Raw genomic sequence first — 23,880 nt, 5'->3', positions numbered from 1 at the left:
GGCGCCGCATGCGCCGCTAATGGCCTCCGCGATGGCGAAGATTCGACTCAAATTCGGCCTGACCGCGAAGACCTTCCTCGCGATCTTCACCGCCTGCCTGCTGGTGCTGGCAGTGAACGGTATTGCCAGCCGCGTGGCCTTCCAGACCGGCTTCCTGGACTACCTCAACGACCAGGGCGACCTGCGCATGCAGCGGCTGATGCCCCACCTGCAGCGCGAGTACCGTGAGCACGGTGGCTGGGGACATCTGCACGGTGATGGCGACCGCTGGGCGCGGTTGCTGCGCCCGGATCTGGCCCATGGGCACGAAGGACCGGTGCCGCCGCTGTCCGACCAGACCGGCGTGCCGTCGCGTCTGGGCCTGTTCGATGCGCAGCACCGCTTCGTGGCCGGCAACCCCGACGCCACCAGCGATGACGAGCCACACGCGGTGCAGGTGGACGGGCAGACCGTAGGTTGGCTGGGCATGGTGCCGTTCCAGACCGTCATCGCCACCAACGACCTGAATTTCTACAACACCCAGGTGCGCGCCTGGTGGGTGATCGGCATCGCACTACTGCTGGTGACGGTACTGCTGGCCTGGCTGGTATCGCGGGCGCTGCGCCAGCGCCTGGCCAAGCTGGCCGCGGCCACCCACCGGTTGGCCGCCGGTGACTACGCCACCCGCATCGAGCGCACCAGCGACGATGAGCTGGACGCACTGGTCAACGACTTCAACCGGATGGCGCAGGCGCTGGACGATACCGAGCGCAACCGCCGCGCCTTCATCGCCGACATCTCGCATGAGCTGCGCACGCCATTGGCGGTGGTGCGCGCCGAGCTGGAGGCGATCGAAGATGGCATCCGTCCGCTGGACCGCGCCAACCTGGTGGGCCTGCAGGGCGAGATCCGCCAGCTGGGCAAGCTGATCGACGACCTGCACGACCTGTCGATGACCCAGTCCGGCGGCCTGGCGTACCGCTTCGCGCCACTGGACCTGGCGGCGCTGCTGCGCAGCGAACTCAACGGCATGCGCGTGCGCTTCGCCAATGCAGGCCTGGCGCTGGAAGAAGATCTGCCCGCCACGCCGTTGCAGGTGTCCGGTGACGAACGGCGCCTGCAGCAGGTGCTGGCCAACCTGCTGGAGAATGCACTGCGCTACACCCACGCCGGTGGCCGCGTACTCGTGCAGGCAGCGCACGTGGCTGCCGGCGTGCAGCTGATCGTGGAAGACACCGCGCCGGGCGTGCCGGCCGACAAGTGCGCGCTGCTGTTCGAACGCTTCTACCGCGTGGAAAGTTCGCGCAATCGTGCCAGTGGTGGCAGCGGGCTGGGCCTGGCCATCAGCCACAACATCATCCTCGCCCACCACGGCGTCATCCACGCCGAGCCCTCGCCACTGGGCGGGCTGCGCGTGGTCATCACCCTGCCGGAGCCTGCATGAGCACGTCGCCCGCCACGTCCGCGAAGATCCTGATCGTCGAGGACGAGCCACGCCTGGCCTCGGTACTGCGCGACTACCTGGCCGCTGCCGGCATGGCCAGCGAGTGGGTGGACGACGGTGGCCAGGTGATCGACGCGTTCGCGCGCTACCAGCCCGATCTGGTGCTGCTGGACCTGATGCTGCCGCAGCGCGACGGCGTGGACCTGTGCCGCGAACTGCGCGCCAGCAGCGATGTGCCGGTCATCATGGTCACCGCACGGGTGGAAGAGATCGACCGCCTGCTGGGCCTGGAGATCGGTGCCGACGACTACATCTGCAAGCCGTTCAGTCCGCGCGAGGTGGTGGCGCGGGTAATGGCGGTGCTGCGCCGCTACCGCCCGGACCCCGGTGCGCGCGCCAACGGCGGCCTGCACATCGACGAGCCGGCCGCACGCGCCACCTGGAACGGCAAGGGCCTGGACCTGACTCCGGTGGAATACCGCCTGCTGCGCACGCTGCTGGCCACGCCAGGCCGGATCTGGGCGCGCGATGAACTGCTCGACCGGCTGTACCTGGACCATCGCGTGGTGGTCGACCGCACCGTCGACAGCCATGTACGCAACCTGCGCCGCAAGCTGGCCGACGCCGGCATGGAAGGCGAGCCGATCCGTTCGGTGTACGGCATGGGCTACAGCTACGAGCCGTGATCGCGTTCGCCGGGCATGGCCCGGCGCTACCAGGGGGTGACGTTCGTCGACGAGTCATGACGGGGTAGCGCCGGGCCATGCCCGGCGAGCGCAGCGATGCAGACCTGCGCTACAGTCGAGAACGCTCGACATCAACGAATCACGACTGCATGGACGACATCCACCCGATCGCGCCGGACAAGCGCGCCGCCATCCTTTCCACCCTGGCCGACATCGAACAACGCTACGACGTACGCGTGCTGCTGGCCTGCGAGTCGGGCAGCCGTGGCTGGGGCTTTTCCTCGCCGGACAGCGACTACGACGCGCGCTTCATCTACGTGCATCGCCAGCCGTGGTATCTCAGCGTCAACGAGAGCACCGGTCCCGGCGAAGCGCAGCGCGATGTGATCGAACTGCCGATCGACGATGAGCTCGATGTCAGCGGCTGGGACCTGCGCAAGGCACTGCGGCTGGTCTCAAAATCCAATCCGACACTGATCGAATGGCTGCGTTCGCCGATCATCTACCAGCAGGATCACGCCGCAATGTCGCAGCTGTGGAAGGCAGCTGAGTCGTTCTATTCACCACTGGGAACGTGGTGGCACTACTTCAACATGGCGCGCTCGAACCATCGCGGTTACCTGCGTGGCGAAACGGTACGTACGAAGAAATACCTGTACGTGCTGCGCCCGCTGCTGGCCTGCCAGTGGATCGAACACGAACAGACACCCCCGCCAATGGCCTTCGAGGATCTGCTGGACCGGCTGCTGCCGCTCGGCCCGGTGCGTGAAGCCATCGATGCCCTGCTGGCCGTGAAACGCGCCAGTGCCGAGGTCAGTGCCGGGCCACGCATCGCGGCGATCAGCGATTTCATCGATCGTGAACTGGCCGCCCGCGCCGGGCAGGCCCCGCACCTGCCTGCTGGCCAGGGCGACAGCGCCTGGCTGGACGCGCTGTTCCGGCAGATGCTGGCCGAGCACGCGCCGGCCTGAGCGGTTGCACCTGCTTCTGGTAGTGCCGGCCGCTGGCCGGCAATCGCGCGGCACGCCTGGATTTCCGTGGTTGCCGGCCAGCGGCCGGCACTACCACACGGGTATCATCGTCGCGAATGCCCTGATTTCCGGAGACACCGATGAACCCGCTGCGCCCCTTCCGCGACAAGATGCCCGTCCTCGGCGAGCGCGTGTACATCGACCCGGCCTGCACCGTCATCGGTGACGTGGAACTGGGCGACGACGTATCGGTGTGGCCGGGCACGGTCATCCGCGGCGATGTCAATTACGTGCGCATCGGTGCGCGCACCAACGTGCAGGACGGCACCATCATCCATGTCAGCCACCACAGCCCGTACAACAAGGCCGGCTACCCGACCCTGATCGGCGAGGGCGTGACCGTCGGCCACGGCTGCATCATCCATGCCTGCACCATCGGCGATTACAGCCTGATCGGCATGGGCGCCTGCATCCTCGACGGTGCCAGCGTTGAACGCCACGGCTTCGTCGGTGCCGGCGCGGTGATCGGCCCAGGCAAGGTGGTGGGCGAAGGCGAGCTGTGGGTCGGCAACCCGGCCCGGCCGGCGCGCACGCTGAGCGACAAGGAGATCGAGTCGCTGCACTATTCGGCCGACCACTACGTGCGGCTGAAGGACGAATACCGGGGCTGAGCAGCCAACGCCGCCACGCGGCTCTGCTAAAGTCTGGGCCCGACCAGGACCTGTCGAGACCCGCATGCCTGTGGTTGCCAGCCGGAGAGGACTCCGGCGCCCACAACGAAGGCCATCGCGCTGATGGCCGCACCGATGCTCGATACCTACCGTGAGGTGGTGACGCCGGAGGGTGTGCTGCTTCAGTTGCCGGTAGCCGGACCGCTGCCACGGGCCATGGCCTGGCTGGTCGATCTTGGCGTGCGCATCGCGGTACTGGTGCTGATGGCGATTCCGCTGGCGGTGCTGGACGAATTCGGCTCCGGCCTCAACCTGGTGCTGATGTTCCTGGTCTACTGGGTCTACCCGATCGTGTGCGAGGCGCTGTGGGGCCGCACCCTGGGCAAGCGCGCGCTGGGCCTGCGCGTGCTGTCCCGCGATGGCGCGCCCGTGGGCTGGATGGCGGCGATCACCCGCAACCTGCTGCGTACGGTGGACATGCTGCCGTTCGGCTATGCACTGGGCCTGGTCAGCAGCCTGTTCGATCCGCACGGCCGCCGCCTCGGCGACCTGGTGGCCGGCACCGTGGTGGTGCACGCGCCGGTGCTGTACCTGCCGCCGCCACCCACCATCGACAGCGTGCTGGCCCCGCCGCAGCCGCTGCGGCCGGAGGAACAGGCCGCGCTGATGGCCTTCGCCGAGCGCGCCCCGCGTCTGTCCGCGCCCCGCCAGCAGGAGTTGGCCGGCATCGCCGAACCCCTGACCGGCAGCCTGGGCCAGATCGGTGTGCTGCGCCTGTATGCGATGGCCAACTGGCTGCTGGGGCGGCGATGAAACAGGAACAGTTCGTCGCCCGTTACCAGCAGGAATGGCAGGACCTGGAACAGTGGCTGCTGCTGCGTGCCGGCGCCTCGCGCCGTGCGCGCCGCAAGGCCAGCGGCCTGGCACTGGACGATGCCACCGTCCCGCAACGCTATCGGCGCCTGTGCCAACAGCTGGCGCTGGCCCGTGAGCGCGGTTACAGCCCGCAGCTGGTCCAGCGCCTTCAGCAGCTGATGCAGCAGGGCCACAGCGTGCTGTACCGCACACGGCCGACGCGCTGGCGCGCCGCGCTGGAATTCCTGGTGGCCGACTTCCCGCTGCTCGTGCGCAGCCAGGCACGCAGCATGTGGGTAGCGCTGGCGATGTTCGCACTGCCGGCAATCGCCTGCTTCGTGCTTGCACAGGTCTACCCGGACCTGATCCACACGCTGATGGACAACCGCCAGATCGCCGCGATGGAGCGCATGTACGACCCTGCCGCCGAACGACTGGGCCGCGACAGCGGCACCGACTGGATGATGTTCGGCCACTACATCCTCAACAACATCAGCATTGCCCTGCGCACCTTCGCCAGCGGCCTGCTGGCCGGGCTGGGCACGCTGCTGGTGCTGCTGTTCAACGGCGTCACCATCGGGGCGGTGGCCGGCCACCTGCAGCACATCGGGCACGGTGGGCCGTTCTGGCGCTTCGTGGTCGGCCATGGCGCATTCGAGCTGACCGCGATCGTGATCGCCGGCGGTGCCGGCCTGCAGCTGGGCATGAAACTGCTGGCACCGGGCCGGCGCAGCCGCCTGGATGCGCTGGTCGACGGTGGACGCATCGGTGCCCGGCTGTGCCTGGGCGTGGCGTTCATGCTGCTGGTCGCGGCCTTCATCGAAGCGTTCTGGTCGTCGATCGCCGAAGTCCCCGCATGGATCAAGTTCAGCGTCGCCGGAGTGCTCTGGGCCGGCGTGCTGCTGTGGCTGTGGCGTGGCGGGCGCGGAGGCGGCCATGCGCATTGACCGCCTGGACGTGGTGCTGCGCGCACGCAGCGGCTGGGAAGCGATGGAGCTGGGCAGCGCCCTCGCCCGCCGCCATGCGCGCGCCGTGTGGGGCAGCTGGCTGCTGGCCAGTGCTCCGTTGTTCGTGATCTTCAACGCGCTGGGATGGTGGCTGGATGCCTTCGGCTGGGCCTGGCTGGCGATGTGGTGGTGCAAGCCACTGTTCGAGCGTGCGCCGCTGTATGTGCTGTCGCGCGGCATCTTCGGCGAACCGGTCAGCACGCTTTCGGCCCTGCGTGCGCAGCGCCACTGGGGCAACTCCGGTTTCTGGGGCTACCTGGGCTGGCGCCGCTTCAGCGTGCTGCGCAGCCTGTGCCTGCCGGTGAACCTGCTGGAAGGCAACGCACCGGGCCAGCGCGGTCCACGCCGCCGTGCGGTGGCGGCCGGCGCCGCAGGTGCGGCGACAGTACTGACCGTGACCTGCATGGCGTTCGAAGCGGTGCTGGTGTCCGGTGCCATCGGTGCAGTGTTCATGTTCATGCCACTGGACCTGATGTCCGAATCCTGGCGTGCGGCGTGGGACATGATCGGCAAGGACACGCCGGCCTGGGCTCGCTTCGGTTTCAATCTGGCCTGCTGGCTGGCCTCGGCGCTGATCGGCCCGTTCTTCGTCGGTGCGGGCTTTGGCCTGTACTTGAACCGGCGTACGCAGATGGAAGCCTGGGACGTCGAAATCGCCCTGCGCCGCCTGCGCGATCGCCTGCTGCCGGCAGCGTCGACGCTGGCCCTGCTGCTGTGCCTGGCACTGCCGCTGGTTTCCGCCCCGGTGCACGCGCAGGACGCAGATGCCGAGCCCGGACGCGCCATGGGCAAGCCCAGCGACAGCGGCATCGCCCCCGAAGAGGACGACGAAGAACCGACCATCGACCCGGCCAACACGCCGGCCACCATCTTCGGTGGCACGCCAGTGGACACTGCTGGATTCCGCCAGGCGGTGAATCGCGCCTATGAGGATCCGCTGCAGCGCCCGACCCGCCAGGTCACCCGCTGGAAGCCGATCGAACAGGCCGAGGAAAAGAGGAAGGAAGACAAGCAGCTGCAGAGTGACAGCAGCCCCCGGGGCGAACGCAAGGCGCGCAAGGAGGGCATCGCCTGGCTGGCACGGTTGGCCGAGTGGGGCCTGTGGGGCCTGCTGGGCATCCTGCTGCTGGTGCTGCTGCTGACGGCCCGGATGTGGTTGCCCTGGCTGCGCGGCAGCGGCCGGCGCAAGACCGATGCACCACCGCAGGTGATGGAGGAACAGGTGGAACTGCCCGTGGTGCTGCCGCCGGACGTGGCCACCCAGGCCGGCCTGCTCTGGGACCAGGGCCGGCCCCGCCAGGCGCTGGCCCTGCTCTACCGTGCCAGCGTGGGTACCGTGGGAGAGCGCAGCGGCATCGCGCTGCCCCCCGGCGCCACCGAAGCGCAGTGCCTGCGTGCATCGCGACGCATGCCTGACGCCACCGACCGTGACCTGTTCGCGCGCATCGTCCGCATGTGGCAGTACGCGGCCTACGGTGGTCACCTGCCCAGCCGCAGCGATTTCGACGCATTGGCCGCAACGCTGCGCCAGCAGTACGGGTGGCAGGCATGAGCCCGCGCGTGTTCTGGTCGTTGTTGCTGGGCGTGCTGGTTCTGTTCGGCGTGCCGCTGACCATCCTCTACCTGCGCACGCATGAGCGCGTGACCGAGACCATCCGGCTGCCGCCGCAGGGCGAGGCCGGTTACAACCCGCTGTACGTGCTTGGCCAGGCCCTGCGTGCCGACGGCATCGACGTGCATTCGCTGCCCCGGCTGGAACTGCAGCAGATGGCGCTGGGGCCGCACGATACGGTGGTGCTGCTGCAGGACAGCAGCGAACTGCCGCCGCCCGTCGCCAACGCCCTGCTGGATTGGGTCGAGGATGGTGGACACCTGCTGGTACGCACGCCGCCGCCGGCCGAGGACGATGCCGGCAGCACGCAGGGGCCGCTGCTGGACCGGCTGGGCGTGGACAGCCTGTTCCAGCGCAGCGACTGCCAGCCTTTCCATGTCGATGATGATCCGGGCCACGTTGAATTCTGCGGTGGCCGCCGTTTCACCCTGGGCTTTGCGGCCAGTGCGCAGGCCGAACGCCGTTGGGGCGGTGATCGCGATCTCGTGTTCGCACGCCTGCGCCATGGCCAGGGCAAGGTGAGCGTGCTGGCCGACATGGACTTCATGCGCAGCGAGGTGGATTCACCGGCAGCGCGCCTGGCCTCGGCGGGCGGCAAGGCCAGCGATGGCCTGCACGATGCTTCGCACCGCGACCTGACCCGCTATCTGCTCGACCCGAACTACGGCAAGGGTACGGTCTGGCTGATCTACGCCAGCCGCCCGCCATCGCTGTGGGCACGCATCTTCTACCAGGGCTGGCCACTGTGGGCGCCGCTTCTGCTGGCCCTGCTGGGTTGGCTGTGGAGCCGCTCGCAGCGCTTCGGCAGCCTGCAACCATCGCCGGTGCTGGAACGCCGCTCGCTGCTGGAGCATGTGCGCGCCAGCGGCGAACTGCTGCTGCGTTTCGGCCACGGTACACGCCTGTACGACGCCGTGCTCGCCCTGTTCCTGCATCGCCTGCGACTGCGTGCACCGGTTGCCGCCGCGCTCGATGGCGCACCACGTGAGCAGGCTATCGCCGCGCTGCTGAAGTGGCCACAAAGCCGCGTCGCCAGCGCGCTCACACCGCCTCCGCCGCACGATTCCTCCGCCCTGCGCGAGCGCATCCGCTTGCTGCTCCAGATGAGATCCCTGCTATGACCGAAGTCCCCGAGCTGCCGGCGGCCGCCGATGCCCGCCTGATCGAACGCGTCGATGCCATCCGCGAGGCCGTCGGCCGCGCCTTCATCGGCCAGGCCGACGTGCTGGACCAGATTCTGGTGGCCCTGCTGGCCGGTGGCCACGTGCTGATCGAGGGCGTGCCCGGGCTGGGCAAGACCCTGCTGGTGCGCGCGCTGGCGCAGGCGATGGAGCTGGACTACGGGCGCGTGCAGTTCACCCCCGACCTGATGCCCAGCGACGTCAGCGGCCACGCCGTGTACGACCCGAAGAGCGAGAGCTTCAGGATCCGCCGTGGCCCGGTGTTCACCAACCTGCTGCTGGCCGATGAGATCAACCGCGCGCCGGCCAAGACCCAGTCGGCGCTGCTGGAAGTGATGCAGGAGGGCCAGGTGACCATCGAAGGCAAGGCCTTCACCCTGGCGCCACCGTTCATGGCGCTGGCCACGCAGAACCCGCTGGAACAGGAAGGTACCTACCCGCTGCCGGAAGCCCAGCTGGACCGCTTCCTGCTGAAAGTGCTGATCGACTACCCGCAGCTGGAGGACGAGAAGCGCATGGTGACCGCGATCACCAGCGGCCGCTCCGCCAGCGATTTCGACCTGAGCCAGGTACCGCGCGTGCTCGGTGCCGGTGAACTGCTGGAGCTGCAGCGCGCCACCGCGGCGATCACCGTGGATGACGAAGTGATCGACTACGCGGTGCGGATCGTGGCCGCCACCCGGCAGTGGCCGGGCATCGCGGTCGGTGCCGGCCCGCGTGGCAGCATCGCGCTGGTACGTGCATCGCGCGCACAGGCGGTGCTGGCCGGCCGTGACTTCGTTACCCCCGACGACGTGCGCGACATCGCGCGCCCGGCGCTGCGCCATCGCATCGCGCTGGCCCCGGAGCTGCAGATCGAGGGCCAGGATGCCGACGACGTGCTGGGCGCGCTGCTGGCCAAGGTGGAAGCACCGCGCCGATGAGGCCTGCCCCGCTGCTGCTGGCGCTGTTGCTGGCCTGGGCCGCTCTGGGTGGCCTGGTGCTGGGCGGCCTGCTGCCACGCTGGAGCTGGGCGCTGGCCGCGGTGGCCATCGCGCTGCCTGCGCTGTTCGACCTGTGGCGGCAGGCGCGGCGTCCATCGCCGCAGATCCAGCGTGAGCTGCCCGAAGCGCTGGCATTGGGCGTGCGCCGCGAGGCCGCGCTGCGCCTGCAGGCGGACGCAGCGATGACGGTGCAGGTGTTCGACCTGGTCCCCGGCGGCTGGCCGCTGGAATCGCTGCCGCAGCGCGTGCGCCTGCAGCCCGGCAGCGCCTCCACCCTGCACTACCACCTGCAGCCGCTGCAGCGTGGGCGCTTCCGCTTCGACGGCGTGCATCTGCGCATGCGCTCGCCATGGCAGCTGTGGTGGCAGCAGCGCACCCTGCCACCGGGGCTGGACGTACGGGTCTATCCGAACTTCGTGCCACTCACCCGTTTCGCCCTTTTCAGTGCCGACCAGGCCTCGCGCCTGGTGGGTGCGCACGTGAAGCGTCGCCGTGGTGAAGGCACCGACTTCCACCAGATGCGCGAGTACCGCGTGGGCGACAGCCTGCGCCAGCTCGACTGGAAGGCCACCGCACGGGCGCGCAAGCTGGTCTCGCGCGAGTACCAGGACGAGAAGAACCAGCAGCTGCTGCTGATGCTCGACAGTGGGCGGCGCATGCTGGCCAGCGAAGGCGGTCTCTCGCATTTCGACCACGCCTTGAACGCCTCGCTGGTGGTGGCGTACCTGGCATTGCGCCAGGGCGATGCCGCCGGCCTGTTCGCTGCCGGTGGCGAGCGCCGCTGGGTGGCGCCGCAGCGTGGCATGGGCACGGTCGAGCACCTGCTGCGTGCCAGCTACGACCTGCAGCCGCGCGCGGTGGCCACCGATTACCTGGCCGCCGCCACCGAGGTGTCGCTGCGCCAGCGCCGGCGCGCACTGGTGATGCTGGTCAGCAATGTGCGCGATGAAGACATCGAGGATCTGCTGGCGGCGGTGCGCCTGCTGCAGAAACGCCACCTGGTGTGCGTGGCCAGCCTGCGTGAGCGCGAACTGGATGCTGTCCTCGATGACGAGGTGCAGTCGCTGGAGGACGCCGCCCAGGCCGGCGCTGCGGCGCTGTACCTGCAGCAGCGCGCGAAGGCGCACGAGGCACTGCGCAGCGAGACGGTGATGGTGCTGGACGTGACCGCCGATGCCCTGCCCGGCGCGCTGGTGGAGCGCTACCTGGCGGTGAAGCGCGAAGGGCTGCTCTGAGCGGTAGCGCCGGGCCATGCCCGGCGGATCACCGTGGCCGCCGGGCGTGGCCCGGCGCTACCGACGCATCGCTCTGGCAGGTGCCAACCTTGGTTGGCACGCATGCCACCGCGTTGCCGGCCAGTGGCCGGCACTACCCCTGCAGCAATCGCCGTTTCAACCGCTCCACCGCGCGCTGCAGCAGCACCCGGTTGCGGGCCAGCTTCATCCACTGCGGCAGGCGCGAGAACATCGAACGGTTATATCCGCTGCCCTCGCGCAGCGTGGCCGTGGCGTAATCGTGCAGTGCCTGCAGGTGTTCGGCGTTGTATGCCCACAGCAGACCGGCAGCGGTCTTTTCCACCAACCGCAACGGCAAGCCGAAATCGGGGTCGATGGCTTCGTTGCCACGCCAGCGCGACAGGGTGACGTCCACATCACTGCTGCGACCACATTGGCTGCAGTCCGCAGCCATGGTCCGCAGCGGCATGGTGGCACGGGCACGACGCACCTCGATGCGTACCCACTGGTGGCCGCAATAACCACACGGCCGGTAACCGCTGTAGCGCACCGGTCCCACCCAGTCACCAGCACCACAGCGGTTGCAGCCACACCCGCCGTCCAAGGCTTCGCTGCACCCCAGACAACGGAAGCGCCGCGCGTTGGAGGGGCCTGTCACCCAGCCCGGCGTATCGCAGCGATGGCAGCGCACCGCCACCCGGTCGGCATAGCGGAACAGGGCACGGCCGTCATCGCGATGGCGCCGCGGCGGCACCGCCATCAGACGTAGATCCGCGTCGGCGCCTCGTCAACGATCGCGTGCGGCACGAAACGCGCGCTGTCGCGGGTGATCGCGCTGTCGTCCTCGCGGATGCCGATGCCGCAGGCGTGGTCGCCGATCACCCAGCTGCCGATCAGCGGGTAGCCGCCTTCGAAACGGGTGAGCGGATGTGCGCGCTGGATGATCGCGGGGCCATCGTAGGGGCCGTCGCTGCGCTGGGTGCTGCCATCGGCCAGGTGCATCTCGATGTTGGCACCCTCGCGCGAGAACAGCGGCTTGCGCACCCAGCCCGAGGCCAGCGTGCTGCCGTCATCGAAGTGCGCTTCCAGCAGGTTCGGATGGCCCACGTTGCGCTGCCACAGCAGCGGCAGGATGCCCTTGTTGCTCAGCACCGCCTTCCATGCCGGTTCCAGCAGCTGCACGCCCGAACCGGGAAGCGCGCGACCGAATTCCTCGGCCATCAGGTCTTCCAGCGGGTACAGCTTGAACAGCGTACCGATCACCGAATCATCCAGCGCGGTGAAGCGGCCGTCCTCGGACAGCCCGATATCCTCGACGGCGATGGCCTGGCCATGCAGGCCGGCCTGCGAAGCGCAGTCGCGCAGGTAATCGACGGTGCCACGGTCTTCTTCGGAACTGCCCACCGCGCTGAAGTACAGCGGCGGCGGCAGCTGCGTGGCCAGTTCGCCGAAACGCTCGACCAGCGCCTCATGGATGGCGTTGAACTGGTCGGCATGCTGCGGCAGGCGGCCGGCATTGCGCTGGTCTTCCAGCCACTGCCACTGGAAGAAACTGGCCTCGAACAGCGAAGTCGGCGTGTCGTAATTCAGTTCGTACAGCTTGGCCGGACCAGTGCCATCGTAGGCCAGGTCCAGGCGGCCATAGAGATGCGGCTGGCGCTGGCGCCAGCTGTCGGCGATCCAGTCGCGGTAGTGCGACGGAATCGCCAGCTGGTCCATCAATCGTTCGCTGCCGATGACATCACTGACAAGGTCCAGCGCCATCTGGTGCAGTTCGGCGCTGGGGTCTTCGATGTCCTGTTCGATCTGGCGCAGGGTGAACGCGTAGTACGCGCTTTCATCCCAGTACGGCTGGCCATCGATGGTGTGGAAGCGGAAACCCGCCTCTTCCGCGCGCGCCCGCCACTGGGCACGCTCGGCAATCCGGATGCGCTGCATGGGTCGATCAGCCGCCGTAGCTGCCGCTGGTGCTGCGGCGCGCGCTGGTGTTGCCGAAGCCACCACGGCTGGCAGTGACTGCACGGTTCGGTTCGCTGGTGACCGGTGCCAGGCCGGCCTTGCCGGCGCCGATACCGCTGGCGGTGTTCAGGCCACCGGTACCGCCCGGTGCCGGACGCGCCCAGCCGGCACTCTTGTCCTGGTAAGCCGGCGATGCCGCCGGCGCCTGCGGAGCCAAGCCGCCACGGTTGCTCAGCATCTGCGACATGAAGAAGCCCATCATCATCGGGCCGATGAACGAGGTACCCGCCGACGTGTGCTGCTGCACGCACTGTTCCGGCTTGTAGTCCTTCTCGCAGGCTTCCTTGCTGGCGTACTTCGGCGCTGCATCGGCAGCCTGCTTCTGCGCTTCGGCGAAGGCGTTGCGGCACGACGACGGATCGCCGGTGGCCTCGGTGCAGGCCTCGACCGAGGTGTACAGGCCTTCCTGCACCTTCACCTCCGGCTCCTTCTGGCAGGCGGTGAACAGCAGCGGCGCGGCGCTCATCAGCAGCAGCGCGGTGGTGCGGGAACGTTTCATGGCCTCATGCCCTGTCGACGGATCAATGCCCCAATGATGCCAAATCCTGGCCAACAACCGGAATCGGCAAAGTCCGAAAGATGAACGGGTTTTCATTTTCGTCGTTCCCCATCAGCCACGCATGGCGTGGATCCATCGTGTCGACCAAGGTCGACACCTACCAACAGCATTGGGAATCTGTCGAAGGCGAGGTGGGTCCGCTGGCGGGGGTGTCCGCGGCATGGATGCCGCGGCCAAGCCCCCAAGGACGGGTTTACGGCGTCCCCCGCCAGCGGACCCACCCCGCCATCCCACGGATAGCCCAGCTGTTGCTGTTGAGGTTGCCGGCCAGCGGCCGGCACTACCGCGGGTGCCGGGCGCAGCCCGGCCGGACCACATCCGGTGGTTGCAGCAGCAACCGAAAAAATTGGCCATGATCAGGCGACCCCCACGTCGTACGGCCCGCCCGTTCCGCCAGCCATGCCCGAATACCGTTCCCGCACCTCCACCGCCGGCCGCAACATGGCCGGCGCCCGCGCCCTGTGGCGTGCCACCGGCATGAAGGACGGCGACTTCCACAAGCCGATCATCGCCATCGCCAACTCCTTCACCCAGTTCGTGCCCGGCCACGTGCACCTGAAGGACCTCGGCCAGCTGGTCGCGCGCGAAATCGAACAGGTCGGCGGCGTCGCCAAGGAATTCAACACCATCGCCGTGGACGACGGCATCGCGATGGGCCACGACGGCATGCTGTACTCGCTGCCCAGCCGCGAGATCATCGCCGACGCCGTGGAGTACATGGTCAACGCGCACTGCGCCGACGCGCTGGTGTGCATCAGCAACTGCGACAAGATCACCCCCGGCATGCTGATGGCCGCGCTGCGCCTGAACATCCCGGTGGTGTTCGTTTCCGGCGGGCCGATGGAAGCGGGCAAGACCAAGCTGTCCGAGCACAAGCTGGACCTGGTCGATGCGATGGTGGTGGCCGCCGATGACAGCGCCTCCGACGAGAAGGTCGCGGCCTTTGAGCGCAGCGCCTGCCCCACCTGTGGCTCGTGCTCGGGCATGTTCACCGCCAACTCGATGAACTGCCTGACCGAAGCGCTGGGCCTGTCGCTGCCCGGCAACGGCACCACGCTGGCCACCCATGCCGACCGCGAAGCGCTGTTCCGCCGCGCCGGCCGCCTGGTCGTCGAACTCTGCCATCGCTGGTATGGCGGCGAAGACCCGAGCGCGCTGCCGCGCGGCATCGCCACCCAGGCCGCGTTCGCCAATGCAATGACCCTGGATATCGCCATGGGCGGCTCCACCAACACCATCCTGCACCTGCTGGCCGCCGCGCAGGAAGCGGAGGTCGACTTCGACCTGACCCACATCGATGCACTGTCGCGGCGCGTCCCGCAGCTGTGCAAGGTGGCGCCGAACACGCCGAAGTACCACATCGAAGACGTGCACCGCGCCGGCGGCGTGTTCGGCATCCTCGGTGAGCTGGACCGCGCCGGCCTGCTCGATACCCGCGTGCCGACCGTGCATAGCGCCAGCCTGGCCGACGCGCTGGAACGCTGGGACGTGGTGCGCAGTGACAACGACACCCTGCATACCTTCTTCAAGGCCGGCCCGGCCGGCATCCCCACCCAGGAGGCCTTCAGCCAGGCTACGCGCTGGCCGACGCTGGACATCGACCGCGCCGAAGGCTGCATCCGTTCGCTGCAGCACGCGTACTCGCTGGAGGGCGGCCTCGCCGTGCTGCGCGGCAACCTGGCCGTGGATGGCTGCGTGGTGAAGACCGCCGGCGTGGACGAGTCGATCCACGTGTTCGAAGGCCCCGCGCGCGTCTACGAAAGCCAGGACGCCGCCGTCGCCGGCATCCTCGCCGACGAAGTGCAGCCGGGCGACGTGGTGGTGATCCGCTACGAAGGCCCGAAGGGCGGCCCCGGCATGCAGGAGATGCTGTACCCGACCAGCTACCTGAAGTCGAAGGGGCTGGGCAAGCAGTGCGCGCTGCTCACCGACGGCCGTTTCTCCGGCGGCACCTCGGGCCTGTCGATCGGTCACGTCTCGCCGGAAGCCGCCAGCGGCGGTGTCATCGGCCTGGTGGAAGATGGTGATCGCATCCGCATCGACATCCCTGCCCGCCGCATCGATCTGCTGCTGGACGAGGCCGTGCTGGCACAGCGCCGCAGCGACGCCGATGCGCGTGGTTGGAAGCCGCGCGCGCCGCGCCCACGCAAGGTCACCAGTGCATTGAAAGCCTACGCCCTGCTCGCCACAAGCGCCGACAAGGGCGCCGTCCGCAACGCCGCCCTGCTCGGCGATTGACCGCCATACGGTAGTGCCGGCCGCTGGCCGGCATCCGGGCGCATCATGTGCAGCCCTGTACATGGACGTCACGATGCGCTTCAGCCTGATGCTTCTATCGCTGGTGATCGCCGCACCGGCGCTCGCCGGCGAATGCCAGTTCGACAATCGTGCCGGGCTGCTGGCGATGTCGCCGGAGGCGTTCGACCATGGCCCGGGAGAGGGCTGGGATGCCCTGATCGAACGCTCGGGCTGCCAGCTGGAGATCGCCGGTTTGTTCACTGCCTATCGCCAGCAGGCGAAGGCGGCCGGGCATGCCGAGCTGGCGTGGCATGAAGCAACGATGCGCGCCGATGCAGGACAGCGCGATCCTGCCATTGCCCTGATGCGCTTGACCTACAAGCCTCACGGTGCCGATCCGGAGGGATGGAATCACTATGTCGATGCCACCATCGCCTTCCTCGATGATGATCTGCCGGCACTGAAACGGGCACGTGCGCGGCTCGCGCAAATCCCGATGCCCGCAGGCAGCGCGCATGAGCAGGGCGATGATCGGCGATCCGCATGGCCACCGCGACTGCAGATCGTGGATTCACTGATCCGCTGCATGTACCAACCCTACGCGCTTGCCTCCCAATCCTGCCCGGAAGCCTAGTATCTGCCGGGCATGGCCCGGCGCTACCCGTGCGCCTCAGCCGATCACGCGCTTGAACGGCGGCAGCGCGTCGATGATGCGCTTGCCGTAGCGGCGGGTCAGCAGCCGCGAATCGAGGATGACCACGCGTCCGGTGTCGGTGGAGGTGCGGATCAGGCGGCCGGCGAACTGGGTCAGCGTGCGCAGCGCATGCGGAATGGCGATCAGGTTGAACGCATTGAGCCCACGCCCCTCGAACCATTCGCTGAGCGTGGCGGTCTGCGGATCGGTCGGCACCGCGAACGGCACCTGGGTGATCACCACCGTGGTGCAGGCCTCACCCGGCAGGTCGAGGCCTTCGCCGAACGAGTTCAGGCCGAACAGCACCGAGCCCTCGCCCGCCGCGACGCGGCGCAGGTGTTCGTCGATCAGGCGGGTCTTGGACATCTCGCCCTGCACCAGCACCTGCTTGCGGCGCGCAGCCGACATCAGGCCGGCTACCTTCTCCATCTTCCAGCGCGAGGTGAACAGCACCATCGAGCCCTTGGCCCAGTCCAGTTCGGTGTCGAGATAGCGCGCCACTTCGCGCGGGTGGCCTTCACGGTCGTCCGGGGTGACCGGGAACTTGGGCACGATCAGCTCGGCCTGGTTGGGCAGGTCGAACGGCGACGACAGCGAGACCATCTCGGCCTCCTCGGGGATGCCGTTGTCGATCGCCAGCGACTGGAAATCGCCGCCGCCGGTCAGCGTCGCCGAGGTCATCACCACCGAGTCCACTTCATCCCACAGCAGCTTGCGCAGCACGTGCGCGGCCGACACCGGCGAGCCGTGCAGCACCAGGTCGCCGTCGCGGGTGGCGGTGACCCAGCGCGCCATCGGCGGCGCACCGTCCTTGTCTTCGCGACGCCAGGCCTGCCACAGGTTGTACTGCTGCTCGATCATTTCCAGCGCCATGCCCAGGTTGCGCTGCAGGCGCTCGCGCGCGGCATCGTCCGGCTTGCCCTTGGCCACCTGCGCTGTAGCGGCATGTGCCCAGTTGTAGAGACTGCGGGTATCGTCGGCCAGTGCTTCGATCGGCTCGCGCCAGGCCTCGGGCAGGCGGCCGTTGGCGGCGCGCCACATCGGTTCTTCGTCGGCCGGCGCCGGCATCCACACCCGCTCGATGTGGTCACGGAACGCACGCAGCTGCTTGGCCACGTTGCTGGCCACTTCGATCGCTTCGTTCGGCAGCAGGTTGCCAAGGCGATCCTTGTCGACCGCGCGGTAGGCACCGGCGATCAGGATCTGCAGGCGGCCGGTGCGCTTGGCCATTTCATCCAGCGCCAGGCTGGCCGCGCCCTGGTCGATCGCCACGTTGCCGATGTGATGGCCTTCGTCCAGCACCAGCAGCATGTCCGACGGCGGCGCGATCAACGGCTGGCCGTTGTCGCTGTCGCCGATCGACAGTGCCGACAGCAGCAGCGCATGGTTGGTGACCACGATCTGCGCATCGCGCACGGTGTTGCGCGAACGCAGCACCGCGCACTGCGCCGAATACGCACAACGGCGCCCGGCGCAGCCCGAAGCCGGCGTGGTGATGCGGCTGCGCAGGCCGGGGCTGATCGTCTCCGGCGCATTGTCGATGTCGCCATCCCAGCTGCCGCCGGTGAAGGCATCGGTCAGGCGCTTGGCGATGTCCATCTCGATCGGCGCCAGTGGCCGGTCGAACAGCGGCGCATCATCCTCGAACATGCCGCCCTGCGAGCCCTCGCCCTGCGCCTCGGCGGCATTGCGCGTGCACAGGTAGCGGGTACGGCCCTTGGCCAGCGCCACGGTCGCTTCCAGGCCGGTGGCCTTGAGGAAGTTGGGAATGTCGCGCTCGACCAGCTGCGACTGCAGCGCCACGGTGCCAGTGCTGATCACCAGCTTCTTCTTGCTGGCCAGCGCGATCGGCACGCCTGCGGTTAGGTAGCCCAGACTCTTGCCGACGCCGGTGGGCGCCTCGACCACGCCGACACCGCCACTTTTCGACAGCGCACGCGACACCACACCGATCATCTGGCTCTGCGAGCGGCGGGTGGAGAAGCCGGGCGTATTGGCCTGCAGCGTCGTGTACGCCTTGCGGATCGCGTCCTTCAAGGAGTCATCGAGCGTGCGCGGAGCGGCGACGGTTTCGGTCACGCCGGGAATTACCGTAGCTGGATCAGGCCGGGCATTGTCGCACGGCCGGCCGCATTCACCGCCGCTGGCACCCTGAACGGGCCAGCGACGACGCCTGGCGGCGGTCACGGTCCGATGGCCGGACCGTCCCAGGGGCAGATGCGCCGGGCATGACCCGGCGAGACCGGTCAGGCGGCCGGGAGCGTACGCGTACGCAGCAGGCGCACCAGCGCCCACACCACCAGCACCACGCCGATGGCCTCGACCATCGCCAGCGCGAAATGCAGCACGCCGAGGATGGCGCTCAGGCTCGACATGGCGCTGAAATCACCACTGCGCACCATCCACATCGGCAGGATGCCCGCCGCCATGCCGCCGAGGCTGGCCAGCAGCAACAGCAGCAGGCCGACCAGGGCACCGGTGCGGGTGGCATCGCGCGGTGCGCCGACCACCCAGACCAGGCCCACGCACAGTGCGATCAGCACCGGCAGGCGCACACCCACCATGCTCAGCACCGTGACCAGCAGGGTTGTGCTGTCCATCGATCAGTCCTCGCCGGCCAGCACGGCCGAGCCCTGGCGCAGCGACTGGTAGACCTCGTCGGTCTGCGGGCGCACACCGTGCCACTGCAGGAAGCTCTCGGCGGCCTGCTCGACCAGCATGCCCAGGCCGTCGACGGTATTGCGGCAGTTCGCCGCGCGCGCCCAGGCCAGGAAGGCGATGGCCGCCTCGCCGTAGTTCAGGTCGACGGCAGTGGTCATCGAGTTGACCAGCGACAGCGGCAGCTTGAACTCGACGTCGCGGTCGCGGCCGGCCGAGGTGGCGTTGACGATCAGTTCGAAGTCGCCCAGGTCGCGCACGTCTTCCCAGTAGCGGCTGATCGCGCGGCCCGGCTCGCCCATCGCATCGATCAGTTCATCGGCGCGTTCCGGCGTGCGGTTGACCACCACCAGCTCGGTGATGCCGGCATCAAGCAGCGCCGGCGCGACGCTGCGCGCCGAACCACCGGCGCCGATCAGCAGCATGCGGCGGCCCCGCAGGTCCAGGCCATGGCGATCGGTCAGGTCACGCACCAGGCCGATGCCATCGGTGGTGTCACCGTGCCAGCGGTCGCCCTTGCGCAACAGCGTGTTGACCGAACCGGCGCGGCGCGCGCGCGCGGTCAGCGTGGTGCACACCGAGAAGGCGGTTTCCTTGTGCGGCAGGGTGACGTTGGCGCCGACACCGCCCTCGGCGGCGAAGGCTTCCAGGCCGGCCAGGAACGCATCCGGGGCCAGGTCGATCGCGCGGTAATCCACCGCGATGCCTTCCTGGCGACCGAACGTCGCGTGGATCTGCGGCGACTTCGAGTGGGCAACGGGGTGTCCGAAGACGGCGTAACGGTCGGTCATGGAATCCTCAAGCTGGCTAGACTGATGCTCTTTCGTGCACGGACCCGGATGATGCGCATCACCCCGCCCCTGCTGGTGCTTGCCGCCAGTCTACTCTCTGCCCCCGTGGCGATGGCGTTGAACGAGTACGGCATCGAAGGCATGGGCGTGGTCTCGACCCGTGCCGACGAAGGCCGCGCCACGATCAGCGCCGACGGCCAGCGCATCGTGTTCGCGCGCCGCGGCGAAGCCGGCTGGGGCCTGTGGGAGGCACGCGTGGTCGATGGCCGCTGGCAGCAGGCGCAGGCGCTGCCGGTGGGCGTGGCCGGCGAGGCCCGCGATCCCTACTTCAGCCGTGATGGCCACTGGCTGCTGTTCGCGGCCGGCCGCGAGGGCGCGCTGGCGCTTTACCGGGCCGCAGTGGAAGCCGATGGCCGGCTGGGCAAGGCGCAGCCCCTGGCGGGTGACAATGGTCACCGTGAAGAACGCGGGCCGGCCCTGAGCGCGGACGGCACGCGACTGCTGTTCGCCCACCAGCAGGGCCGTGGCGCCGGCTGGGACCTGTTCGTGGCAACGCTGGATGCGCAGGGCCTGCGCGGCCCGGCCACTGCACTGACCGCCTTGAACAGCGCCGACGACGAGACCGACGGCGACTGGCTGGGCAACGACGGCGCGGTGGTGTTCAACCGTGGCAGCGGCGCGACCGCGCAGGTGTGGAGCAGCGGCTGCGCATGGAGTGGCGTGGCCCTGCAGCCATTGGGGCTGTCGTTCAACCAGGCCGGCGGCTGGACCGGCGCACCGGTGATCGACAACGCCAAGCCGGGCGAGATGCTGGTCGCCAGCAGTGCGGCCAAGGCACCGCGTGCCGGTGGCGTGGACGTGTACCGGTTGGCGGTGCCGAAGGTGGCTGCGGTGGCGGGGTGCGTGCCGGGCGCACGCTGACGGCGCTACCGGTAGATCCACGCCATGCGTGGATGGCGCCCGCGAAGGGGTCAGAGCCCTTTCCTGCGGAAAGGGATCCGACCCCGGGCATTGCCCGTCAGCGCGACAACACCTTGGCGCGCTGCTGCTCGTACTCGATCTCGCTGAGCTGGCCATTGTCCTTGCGCTGGTTCAGCGCGGCCAGCTCGGCCTGCACGCTCTCCGGCAGGGCCTGCTCACGGGCCACGTGGCGGGCGGCGGAGAGCTGCTCCGGCGGGCGCTTGCCGGCCCGCCAGGCGGCGATGAAGACACCGACGATGATGGCGCCGAACACCAGCGTACCGATGCCCCAGATCAGCCATTGCATCCATCCCAGTTCGGGTCCCATCGCGTATTCCTCCGTCTATCGAGGCGCTATTGTCAGCGCTCGCGCAGCCATCGCGCCACCTGCGGCGCGAAATAGGTCAGCACGCCATCGGCGCCGGCGCGCTTGAAACCCAGCAGCGACTCCAGCACGCAGGCGCGCTCGTCCAGCCAGCCATTGGCGAAGGCGGCCTTCATCATCGCGTACTCGCCACTGACCTGGTAGGCGAAGGTCGGCACGCCGAAGGTCTCCTTCACCCGGCGCACCAGGTCCAGGTACGGCATGCCCGGCTTGACCATCACCATGTCGGCGCCCTCTTCCAGGTCCAGCGCGATCTCGCGCAGGGCCTCGTCGCCGTTGGCCGGATCCATCTGGTAGGTCTTCTTGTCGGCCTTGCCGAGGCTGGCGGCGCTGCCCACCGCATCACGGAACGGGCCGTAGAACGCCGAGGCGTACTTGGCCGAGTAGGCCATGATGCGCACGTTGATGTGGTTGCCGGCATCCAGCGCGCGGCGGATCGCACCGATGCGGCCGTCCATCATGTCCGACGGCGAGACGATGTCCGCACCGGCCTCGGCATGCGACACCGACTGCTTGACCAGCGCGTCGACGGTGATGTCGTTCAGCACATAGCCCTTGTCATCGATGATGCCGTCCTGGCCATGGGTGGTGTACGGGTCCAGCGCTACGTCGGTCATCACCCCCAGCTCCGGGAAGCGCGACTTCAGTGCGCGGATCGCCCGCTGCGCCAGGCCGTCTTCGGACCACGCCGCCGATGCGTCCAGCGACTTCAGCGACGGGTCGATCACCGGGAACAGGTCGATCACCGGAATGCCCAGCTCCAGCGCCTCTTCGGCCACCTTCAGCAGCTCTTCGATCGACAGCCGCTCCACACCCGGCATCGACGGCACCGCGGTGCGGCCGGCCTGTTCGTGCACGAACACCGGGTAGATCAGGTCGTCGGTGGTCAGCGTGTTCTCGCGCATCAGGCGGCGCGAGAACTCGTCGTGGCGCATGCGGCGCGGGCGGTACAGCGGGTGGGACATGGCAGGCTCCGAGGAGTGGCTATTGCAACAGGTAGCCCTGCGGCAGCAGGGGTTCGGGCAACGGGCGTTCGCCGAGCGCGTCGAGCTGGTCGATCTCGATCGTGCGCACCAGCGCGTCCAGCGGCAGGTCGTTCGGCTCCAGGCCGAACGGGTCTTCCATTTCTTCGCCCAGCTGGTCCAGGCCGAAGAAGGCATAGGCCAGCACCGCCGACAGCACCGGCGTGCCCCAGCCCAGCGAACTGGCCAGGCCGAACGGCAGCAGCACGCAGAACATCCACGCGCAGCGGTGCAGCAGCAGGGTGTAGGCGAACGGCAACGGCGTGGTGAGGATGCGCTCGCAGCCGGCCTGGACCGACGACATCGCGTGCAGGCGTTCTTCAAGCTGGGTATAGAGGATGGGGTCGAGCTGGCCAGCGCGCAGCGCCTGCGCCAGTTCGGCCGCGATCATCGCCAGCAGTGCATCGGGCACGTTCTCGCGCTGGCCCAGCTGTTCGCGCTGGCGCTTGTCCAGCCACGGCAGTGCCGCCAGGGCGACGATGCGGCCACGCAGTCGCGCCGCCAGCGCATGGGCGAACGCAGTGGTGAGGTAGGCGACGCGACGACGACGGCCCGCGTCGTCGGCCAGCAGCAGGTTCACCTGGCGCGCCAGCGAACGCGATTCGTAGACCAGCTGGCCCCACAGCTTGCGGCCTTCCCACCAGCGGTCGTAGCAGGCGCTGTTGCGGAAGCTGAGGAAGATCGACAGCACCAGGCCAAGCAGGGTGAACGGCGTGACCGAAACGCGTTCGATGCCGGTGGGCGGCGCCAGTTCGACCACCGCGGCCACGGCGATGGACAGGACCAGGATGGCCAGCACCTTCGGCGCGATCGCTTTGACGATCGAGCCGCGCAGGATGTACAGCAGTTGCCAGCCGTGGGGACGGGGTCGGATGATCATGGGGCAGCCGCGCGGAGCGCGGATTCACAGGCACGCGGGGGGCTCGCGCAGCCATTCATTGTACGCCCCCGCCCGGCCATCGGCCGTGTGCCTGCGACGCCCTGTCGCACCCGGGCCCGGGCTCAGATCACGCCGCCGCCCAGGCCAAGGCGCAGGATGCCGACCACCACCACGATACCGTTCAGCACCAGCCCGGCCCAGGCCCGGCCACGCTTGCTCGGGTGGGTGAACAGGATGCCCAGCGCTGCGATCACCGCGCCGACCGCAGCGAACGGGATCAGGAACCAGTTGCCCCAGCCCAGCAGCGGAATCAACGCCAGGATCATCCACAACAGCGCCAATACGCCCCACAACAGACTGATCACACCCATGCCGCTCTCCCGCAGTTGGTTCCTGGCCCCACCATAGTCGTTCCCGTTGCTGCCGCCTACTGCCATTGGCGGGGCTGTCACCCGACCCGTGCTAGCGTGCTGTCGTGCGTGCCCCGGCCCGGGTGTTGGCGCCGATTCAGAGTGGCCCGCCGATCATCGCAACCAGTCCTGCAGGGGTAGTGCCATGAACATCCGTTGGGCCGCGTTGGCGGCCATGCTGCTGGCCGCCGCCGGCTGTGCCAGCACCTCCAAGGTGATGCTGGGCCGCGCCCGCGCGCCGATCGATCCGGCGCTGGTGCAGATCTATTCGACGCCACCGGCCGGCTCCCAGGAAATCGCCCAGCTGGAATCGGCTTCCGCCGTCGGCTTCGGCACCCAGGGCCAGACCGATGCCGCCGTGGCCCGCCTGAAGCGCGAGGCCGCCGCGCTCGGCGCCAACGGCGTGGTGCTGATGGGCGTGGGCAGCAGTGGTTCGCCGGTAGGCATGTCGGTGGGCGCCGGCACGTTCGGCTCGCATGTCGGTGGCGGCGTCGGCATCGGGATTCCGACCACCCAGAAGCGCGCCGCTGGCGTCGCCATCTGGGTGCCGAATCCGGCACCCCCTGCGCGGTTGCCGACACAGGTGATCACGCCGCAACCGCAGCGCTGACGCAACCGCGCCAATGCTGGTAGCGCCGGG

At 68.7% G+C, this 23,880-nt stretch carries 24 protein-coding genes; 14 read left to right on the top strand and 10 right to left on the bottom strand.

Annotation, left to right across the window (positions count from 1 at the left end; genetic code table 11):
* Window positions 1-19 precede the first annotated feature (19 nt).
* The 10 genes from baeS to AC5P88_RS12180 all read left to right on the top strand — a co-directional run bounded on the left by baeS (window position 20) and on the right by AC5P88_RS12180 (window position 10,624).
* On the top strand, window positions 20-1,423 hold the full coding sequence (gene baeS / locus AC5P88_RS12225) for a sensor histidine kinase efflux regulator BaeS (protein WP_495225145.1): 1,404 nt from the start codon (window positions 20-22) through the stop codon (window positions 1,421-1,423).
* Window positions 1,420-2,109, top strand: a complete 690-nt coding sequence (locus tag AC5P88_RS12220) for a response regulator (RefSeq protein WP_019337017.1) — start codon at window positions 1,420-1,422, stop codon at window positions 2,107-2,109. The genes baeS and AC5P88_RS12220 overlap by 4 nt, the downstream gene beginning before the upstream one ends.
* A gap of 149 nt (window positions 2,110-2,258) precedes the next feature.
* Window positions 2,259-3,080, top strand: coding sequence for a nucleotidyltransferase domain-containing protein (locus AC5P88_RS12215; protein ID WP_495225144.1), 822 nt, complete (start codon window positions 2,259-2,261; stop codon window positions 3,078-3,080).
* 140 nt (window positions 3,081-3,220) lie between these two features.
* Window positions 3,221-3,751 carry a gamma carbonic anhydrase family protein gene (locus AC5P88_RS12210; protein ID WP_495225143.1) on the top strand — a complete coding sequence of 177 codons (531 nt, stop codon included), beginning with the start codon at window positions 3,221-3,223 and terminating at the stop codon, window positions 3,749-3,751.
* A 123-nt stretch (window positions 3,752-3,874) separates the two neighbouring features.
* The gene (locus AC5P88_RS12205) at window positions 3,875-4,564 is read left to right on the top strand and encodes an RDD family protein (protein ID WP_106550024.1); all 690 of its coding nucleotides are present in this window, start codon (window positions 3,875-3,877) and stop codon (window positions 4,562-4,564) included.
* Window positions 4,561-5,553, top strand: coding sequence for a stage II sporulation protein M (locus tag AC5P88_RS12200; protein ID WP_106550025.1), 993 nt, complete (start codon window positions 4,561-4,563; stop codon window positions 5,551-5,553). The genes AC5P88_RS12205 and AC5P88_RS12200 overlap by 4 nt, the downstream gene beginning before the upstream one ends.
* Entirely contained in the window at window positions 5,543-7,165 is a 1,623-nt protein-coding gene (locus AC5P88_RS12195) for a DUF4129 domain-containing protein (RefSeq protein ID WP_495225142.1), read from the top strand. Before AC5P88_RS12200 ends, AC5P88_RS12195 begins: the two co-directional genes overlap by 11 nt.
* Window positions 7,162-8,346: a DUF4350 domain-containing protein gene (locus AC5P88_RS12190; RefSeq protein WP_495225141.1), complete on the top strand. Its 1,185-nt coding sequence runs from the start codon at window positions 7,162-7,164 to the stop codon at window positions 8,344-8,346. Before AC5P88_RS12195 ends, AC5P88_RS12190 begins: the two co-directional genes overlap by 4 nt.
* Entirely contained in the window at window positions 8,343-9,329 is a 987-nt protein-coding gene (locus tag AC5P88_RS12185) for an AAA family ATPase (protein ID WP_164138635.1), read from the top strand. The genes AC5P88_RS12190 and AC5P88_RS12185 overlap by 4 nt, the downstream gene beginning before the upstream one ends.
* Window positions 9,326-10,624: a DUF58 domain-containing protein gene (locus tag AC5P88_RS12180; protein WP_495225140.1), complete on the top strand. Its 1,299-nt coding sequence runs from the start codon at window positions 9,326-9,328 to the stop codon at window positions 10,622-10,624. The genes AC5P88_RS12185 and AC5P88_RS12180 overlap by 4 nt, the downstream gene beginning before the upstream one ends.
* A 133-nt stretch (window positions 10,625-10,757) precedes the next feature.
* On the opposite strand, the gene AC5P88_RS12175 is transcribed toward AC5P88_RS12180, so the two are convergent.
* The 3 genes from AC5P88_RS12175 to AC5P88_RS12165 are packed head-to-tail and all read right to left on the bottom strand — an operon-like array spanning window position 10,758 to window position 13,142.
* Window positions 10,758-11,384 carry a hypothetical protein gene (locus AC5P88_RS12175; protein ID WP_258179523.1) on the bottom strand — a complete coding sequence of 209 codons (627 nt, stop codon included), beginning with the start codon at window positions 11,382-11,384 and terminating at the stop codon, window positions 10,758-10,760.
* On the bottom strand, window positions 11,384-12,562 hold the full coding sequence (locus tag AC5P88_RS12170) for a glutathionylspermidine synthase family protein (protein ID WP_106550029.1): 1,179 nt from the start codon (window positions 12,560-12,562) through the stop codon (window positions 11,384-11,386). Before AC5P88_RS12170 ends, AC5P88_RS12175 begins: the two co-directional genes overlap by 1 nt.
* A 7-nt stretch (window positions 12,563-12,569) precedes the next feature.
* Window positions 12,570-13,142, bottom strand: a complete 573-nt coding sequence (locus AC5P88_RS12165) for a DUF1190 domain-containing protein (protein ID WP_071228542.1) — start codon at window positions 13,140-13,142, stop codon at window positions 12,570-12,572.
* A 459-nt stretch (window positions 13,143-13,601) separates the two neighbouring features.
* On the opposite strand from AC5P88_RS12165, the gene ilvD reads away from it, so the two are divergent.
* Window positions 13,602-15,440 carry a dihydroxy-acid dehydratase gene (gene ilvD / locus AC5P88_RS12160; protein WP_495225139.1) on the top strand — a complete coding sequence of 613 codons (1,839 nt, stop codon included), beginning with the start codon at window positions 13,602-13,604 and terminating at the stop codon, window positions 15,438-15,440.
* 61 nt (window positions 15,441-15,501) lie between these two features.
* Window positions 15,502-16,074 carry a hypothetical protein gene (locus AC5P88_RS12155; RefSeq protein ID WP_495225138.1) on the top strand — a complete coding sequence of 191 codons (573 nt, stop codon included), beginning with the start codon at window positions 15,502-15,504 and terminating at the stop codon, window positions 16,072-16,074.
* A gap of 36 nt (window positions 16,075-16,110) precedes the next feature.
* On the opposite strand, the gene dinG is transcribed toward AC5P88_RS12155, so the two are convergent.
* From dinG to aroE, 3 genes are all read right to left on the bottom strand, one after another.
* Window positions 16,111-18,213, bottom strand: coding sequence for an ATP-dependent DNA helicase DinG (gene dinG, locus AC5P88_RS12150; protein ID WP_106550680.1), 2,103 nt, complete (start codon window positions 18,211-18,213; stop codon window positions 16,111-16,113).
* A gap of 167 nt (window positions 18,214-18,380) precedes the next feature.
* A complete protein-coding gene (locus AC5P88_RS12145) occupies window positions 18,381-18,734 on the bottom strand; it encodes a hypothetical protein (RefSeq protein ID WP_495225137.1) in 354 nt (117 codons plus the stop codon).
* A 3-nt stretch (window positions 18,735-18,737) separates the two neighbouring features.
* A complete protein-coding gene (aroE, locus tag AC5P88_RS12140; RefSeq protein WP_495225136.1) occupies window positions 18,738-19,583 on the bottom strand; it encodes a shikimate dehydrogenase in 846 nt (281 codons plus the stop codon).
* 48 nt (window positions 19,584-19,631) lie between these two features.
* Here aroE and AC5P88_RS12135 point away from each other — a divergent pair, with 48 nt between their 5' ends.
* Window positions 19,632-20,504: a hypothetical protein gene (locus AC5P88_RS12135; RefSeq protein ID WP_495225135.1), complete on the top strand. Its 873-nt coding sequence runs from the start codon at window positions 19,632-19,634 to the stop codon at window positions 20,502-20,504.
* Between the two features lie 97 nt (window positions 20,505-20,601).
* Here the strand turns inward: AC5P88_RS12135 and AC5P88_RS12130 are convergent, their stop codons facing one another.
* The 4 genes from AC5P88_RS12130 to AC5P88_RS12115 form a co-directional block, all read right to left on the bottom strand.
* Window positions 20,602-20,871: a gas vesicle protein GvpG gene (locus AC5P88_RS12130; protein WP_111113102.1), complete on the bottom strand. Its 270-nt coding sequence runs from the start codon at window positions 20,869-20,871 to the stop codon at window positions 20,602-20,604.
* A gap of 32 nt (window positions 20,872-20,903) precedes the next feature.
* The gene (gene hemB, locus AC5P88_RS12125) at window positions 20,904-21,893 is read right to left on the bottom strand and encodes a porphobilinogen synthase (RefSeq protein WP_049428566.1); all 990 of its coding nucleotides are present in this window, start codon (window positions 21,891-21,893) and stop codon (window positions 20,904-20,906) included.
* Window positions 21,894-21,912: 19 nt separating this feature from the next.
* Window positions 21,913-22,830: a bestrophin family protein gene (locus AC5P88_RS12120; RefSeq protein ID WP_495225134.1), complete on the bottom strand. Its 918-nt coding sequence runs from the start codon at window positions 22,828-22,830 to the stop codon at window positions 21,913-21,915.
* Between the two features lie 122 nt (window positions 22,831-22,952).
* The gene (locus tag AC5P88_RS12115; protein ID WP_006475755.1) at window positions 22,953-23,201 is read right to left on the bottom strand and encodes a hypothetical protein; all 249 of its coding nucleotides are present in this window, start codon (window positions 23,199-23,201) and stop codon (window positions 22,953-22,955) included.
* Window positions 23,202-23,385: 184 nt separating this feature from the next.
* Here AC5P88_RS12115 and AC5P88_RS12110 point away from each other — a divergent pair, with 184 nt between their 5' ends.
* Window positions 23,386-23,850 carry a hypothetical protein gene (locus AC5P88_RS12110; protein ID WP_106550675.1) on the top strand — a complete coding sequence of 155 codons (465 nt, stop codon included), beginning with the start codon at window positions 23,386-23,388 and terminating at the stop codon, window positions 23,848-23,850.
* The last annotated feature ends 30 nt before the right edge of the window (window positions 23,851-23,880 follow it).

Source organism: Stenotrophomonas sp. YJH_SMC_8, from assembly GCF_059371315.1.
Note: the sequence above shows the minus strand (reverse complement) of the source record. Positions and strands in the feature narration are given on the sequence as shown.

Bases quoted from the DNA above. Each gene is read 5' to 3' on its own strand.
- AC5P88_RS12180 (WP_495225140.1), top strand. From the start codon at position 9,326: ATGAGGCCTGCCCCGCTGCTGCTGGCGCTGTTGCTGGCCTGGGCCGCT.
- AC5P88_RS12220 (WP_019337017.1), top strand. From the start codon at position 1,420: ATGAGCACGTCGCCCGCCACGTCCGCGAAGATCCTGATCGTCGAGGAC.
- AC5P88_RS12170 (WP_106550029.1), bottom strand. From the start codon at position 12,562: ATGCAGCGCATCCGGATTGCCGAGCGTGCCCAGTGGCGGGCGCGCGCG.
- AC5P88_RS12210 (WP_495225143.1), top strand. From the start codon at position 3,221: ATGAACCCGCTGCGCCCCTTCCGCGACAAGATGCCCGTCCTCGGCGAG.
- AC5P88_RS12185 (WP_164138635.1), top strand. From the start codon at position 8,343: ATGACCGAAGTCCCCGAGCTGCCGGCGGCCGCCGATGCCCGCCTGATC.
- AC5P88_RS12205 (WP_106550024.1), top strand. From the start codon at position 3,875: ATGGCCGCACCGATGCTCGATACCTACCGTGAGGTGGTGACGCCGGAG.
- AC5P88_RS12165 (WP_071228542.1), bottom strand. From the start codon at position 13,142: ATGAAACGTTCCCGCACCACCGCGCTGCTGCTGATGAGCGCCGCGCCG.
- AC5P88_RS12120 (WP_495225134.1), bottom strand. From the start codon at position 22,830: ATGATCATCCGACCCCGTCCCCACGGCTGGCAACTGCTGTACATCCTG.
- AC5P88_RS12135 (WP_495225135.1), top strand. From the start codon at position 19,632: ATGATGCGCATCACCCCGCCCCTGCTGGTGCTTGCCGCCAGTCTACTC.
- aroE (WP_495225136.1), bottom strand. From the start codon at position 19,583: ATGACCGACCGTTACGCCGTCTTCGGACACCCCGTTGCCCACTCGAAG.
- baeS (WP_495225145.1), top strand. From the start codon at position 20: ATGGCCTCCGCGATGGCGAAGATTCGACTCAAATTCGGCCTGACCGCG.
- AC5P88_RS12175 (WP_258179523.1), bottom strand. From the start codon at position 11,384: ATGGCGGTGCCGCCGCGGCGCCATCGCGATGACGGCCGTGCCCTGTTC.
- AC5P88_RS12115 (WP_006475755.1), bottom strand. From the start codon at position 23,201: ATGGGTGTGATCAGTCTGTTGTGGGGCGTATTGGCGCTGTTGTGGATG.
- ilvD (WP_495225139.1), top strand. From the start codon at position 13,602: ATGCCCGAATACCGTTCCCGCACCTCCACCGCCGGCCGCAACATGGCC.
- AC5P88_RS12155 (WP_495225138.1), top strand. From the start codon at position 15,502: ATGGACGTCACGATGCGCTTCAGCCTGATGCTTCTATCGCTGGTGATC.
- AC5P88_RS12145 (WP_495225137.1), bottom strand. From the start codon at position 18,734: ATGGACAGCACAACCCTGCTGGTCACGGTGCTGAGCATGGTGGGTGTG.
- AC5P88_RS12190 (WP_495225141.1), top strand. From the start codon at position 7,162: ATGAGCCCGCGCGTGTTCTGGTCGTTGTTGCTGGGCGTGCTGGTTCTG.
- AC5P88_RS12200 (WP_106550025.1), top strand. From the start codon at position 4,561: ATGAAACAGGAACAGTTCGTCGCCCGTTACCAGCAGGAATGGCAGGAC.
- AC5P88_RS12195 (WP_495225142.1), top strand. From the start codon at position 5,543: ATGCGCATTGACCGCCTGGACGTGGTGCTGCGCGCACGCAGCGGCTGG.
- hemB (WP_049428566.1), bottom strand. From the start codon at position 21,893: ATGTCCCACCCGCTGTACCGCCCGCGCCGCATGCGCCACGACGAGTTC.
- AC5P88_RS12130 (WP_111113102.1), bottom strand. From the start codon at position 20,871: ATGGGACCCGAACTGGGATGGATGCAATGGCTGATCTGGGGCATCGGT.
- AC5P88_RS12110 (WP_106550675.1), top strand. From the start codon at position 23,386: ATGAACATCCGTTGGGCCGCGTTGGCGGCCATGCTGCTGGCCGCCGCC.
- AC5P88_RS12215 (WP_495225144.1), top strand. From the start codon at position 2,259: ATGGACGACATCCACCCGATCGCGCCGGACAAGCGCGCCGCCATCCTT.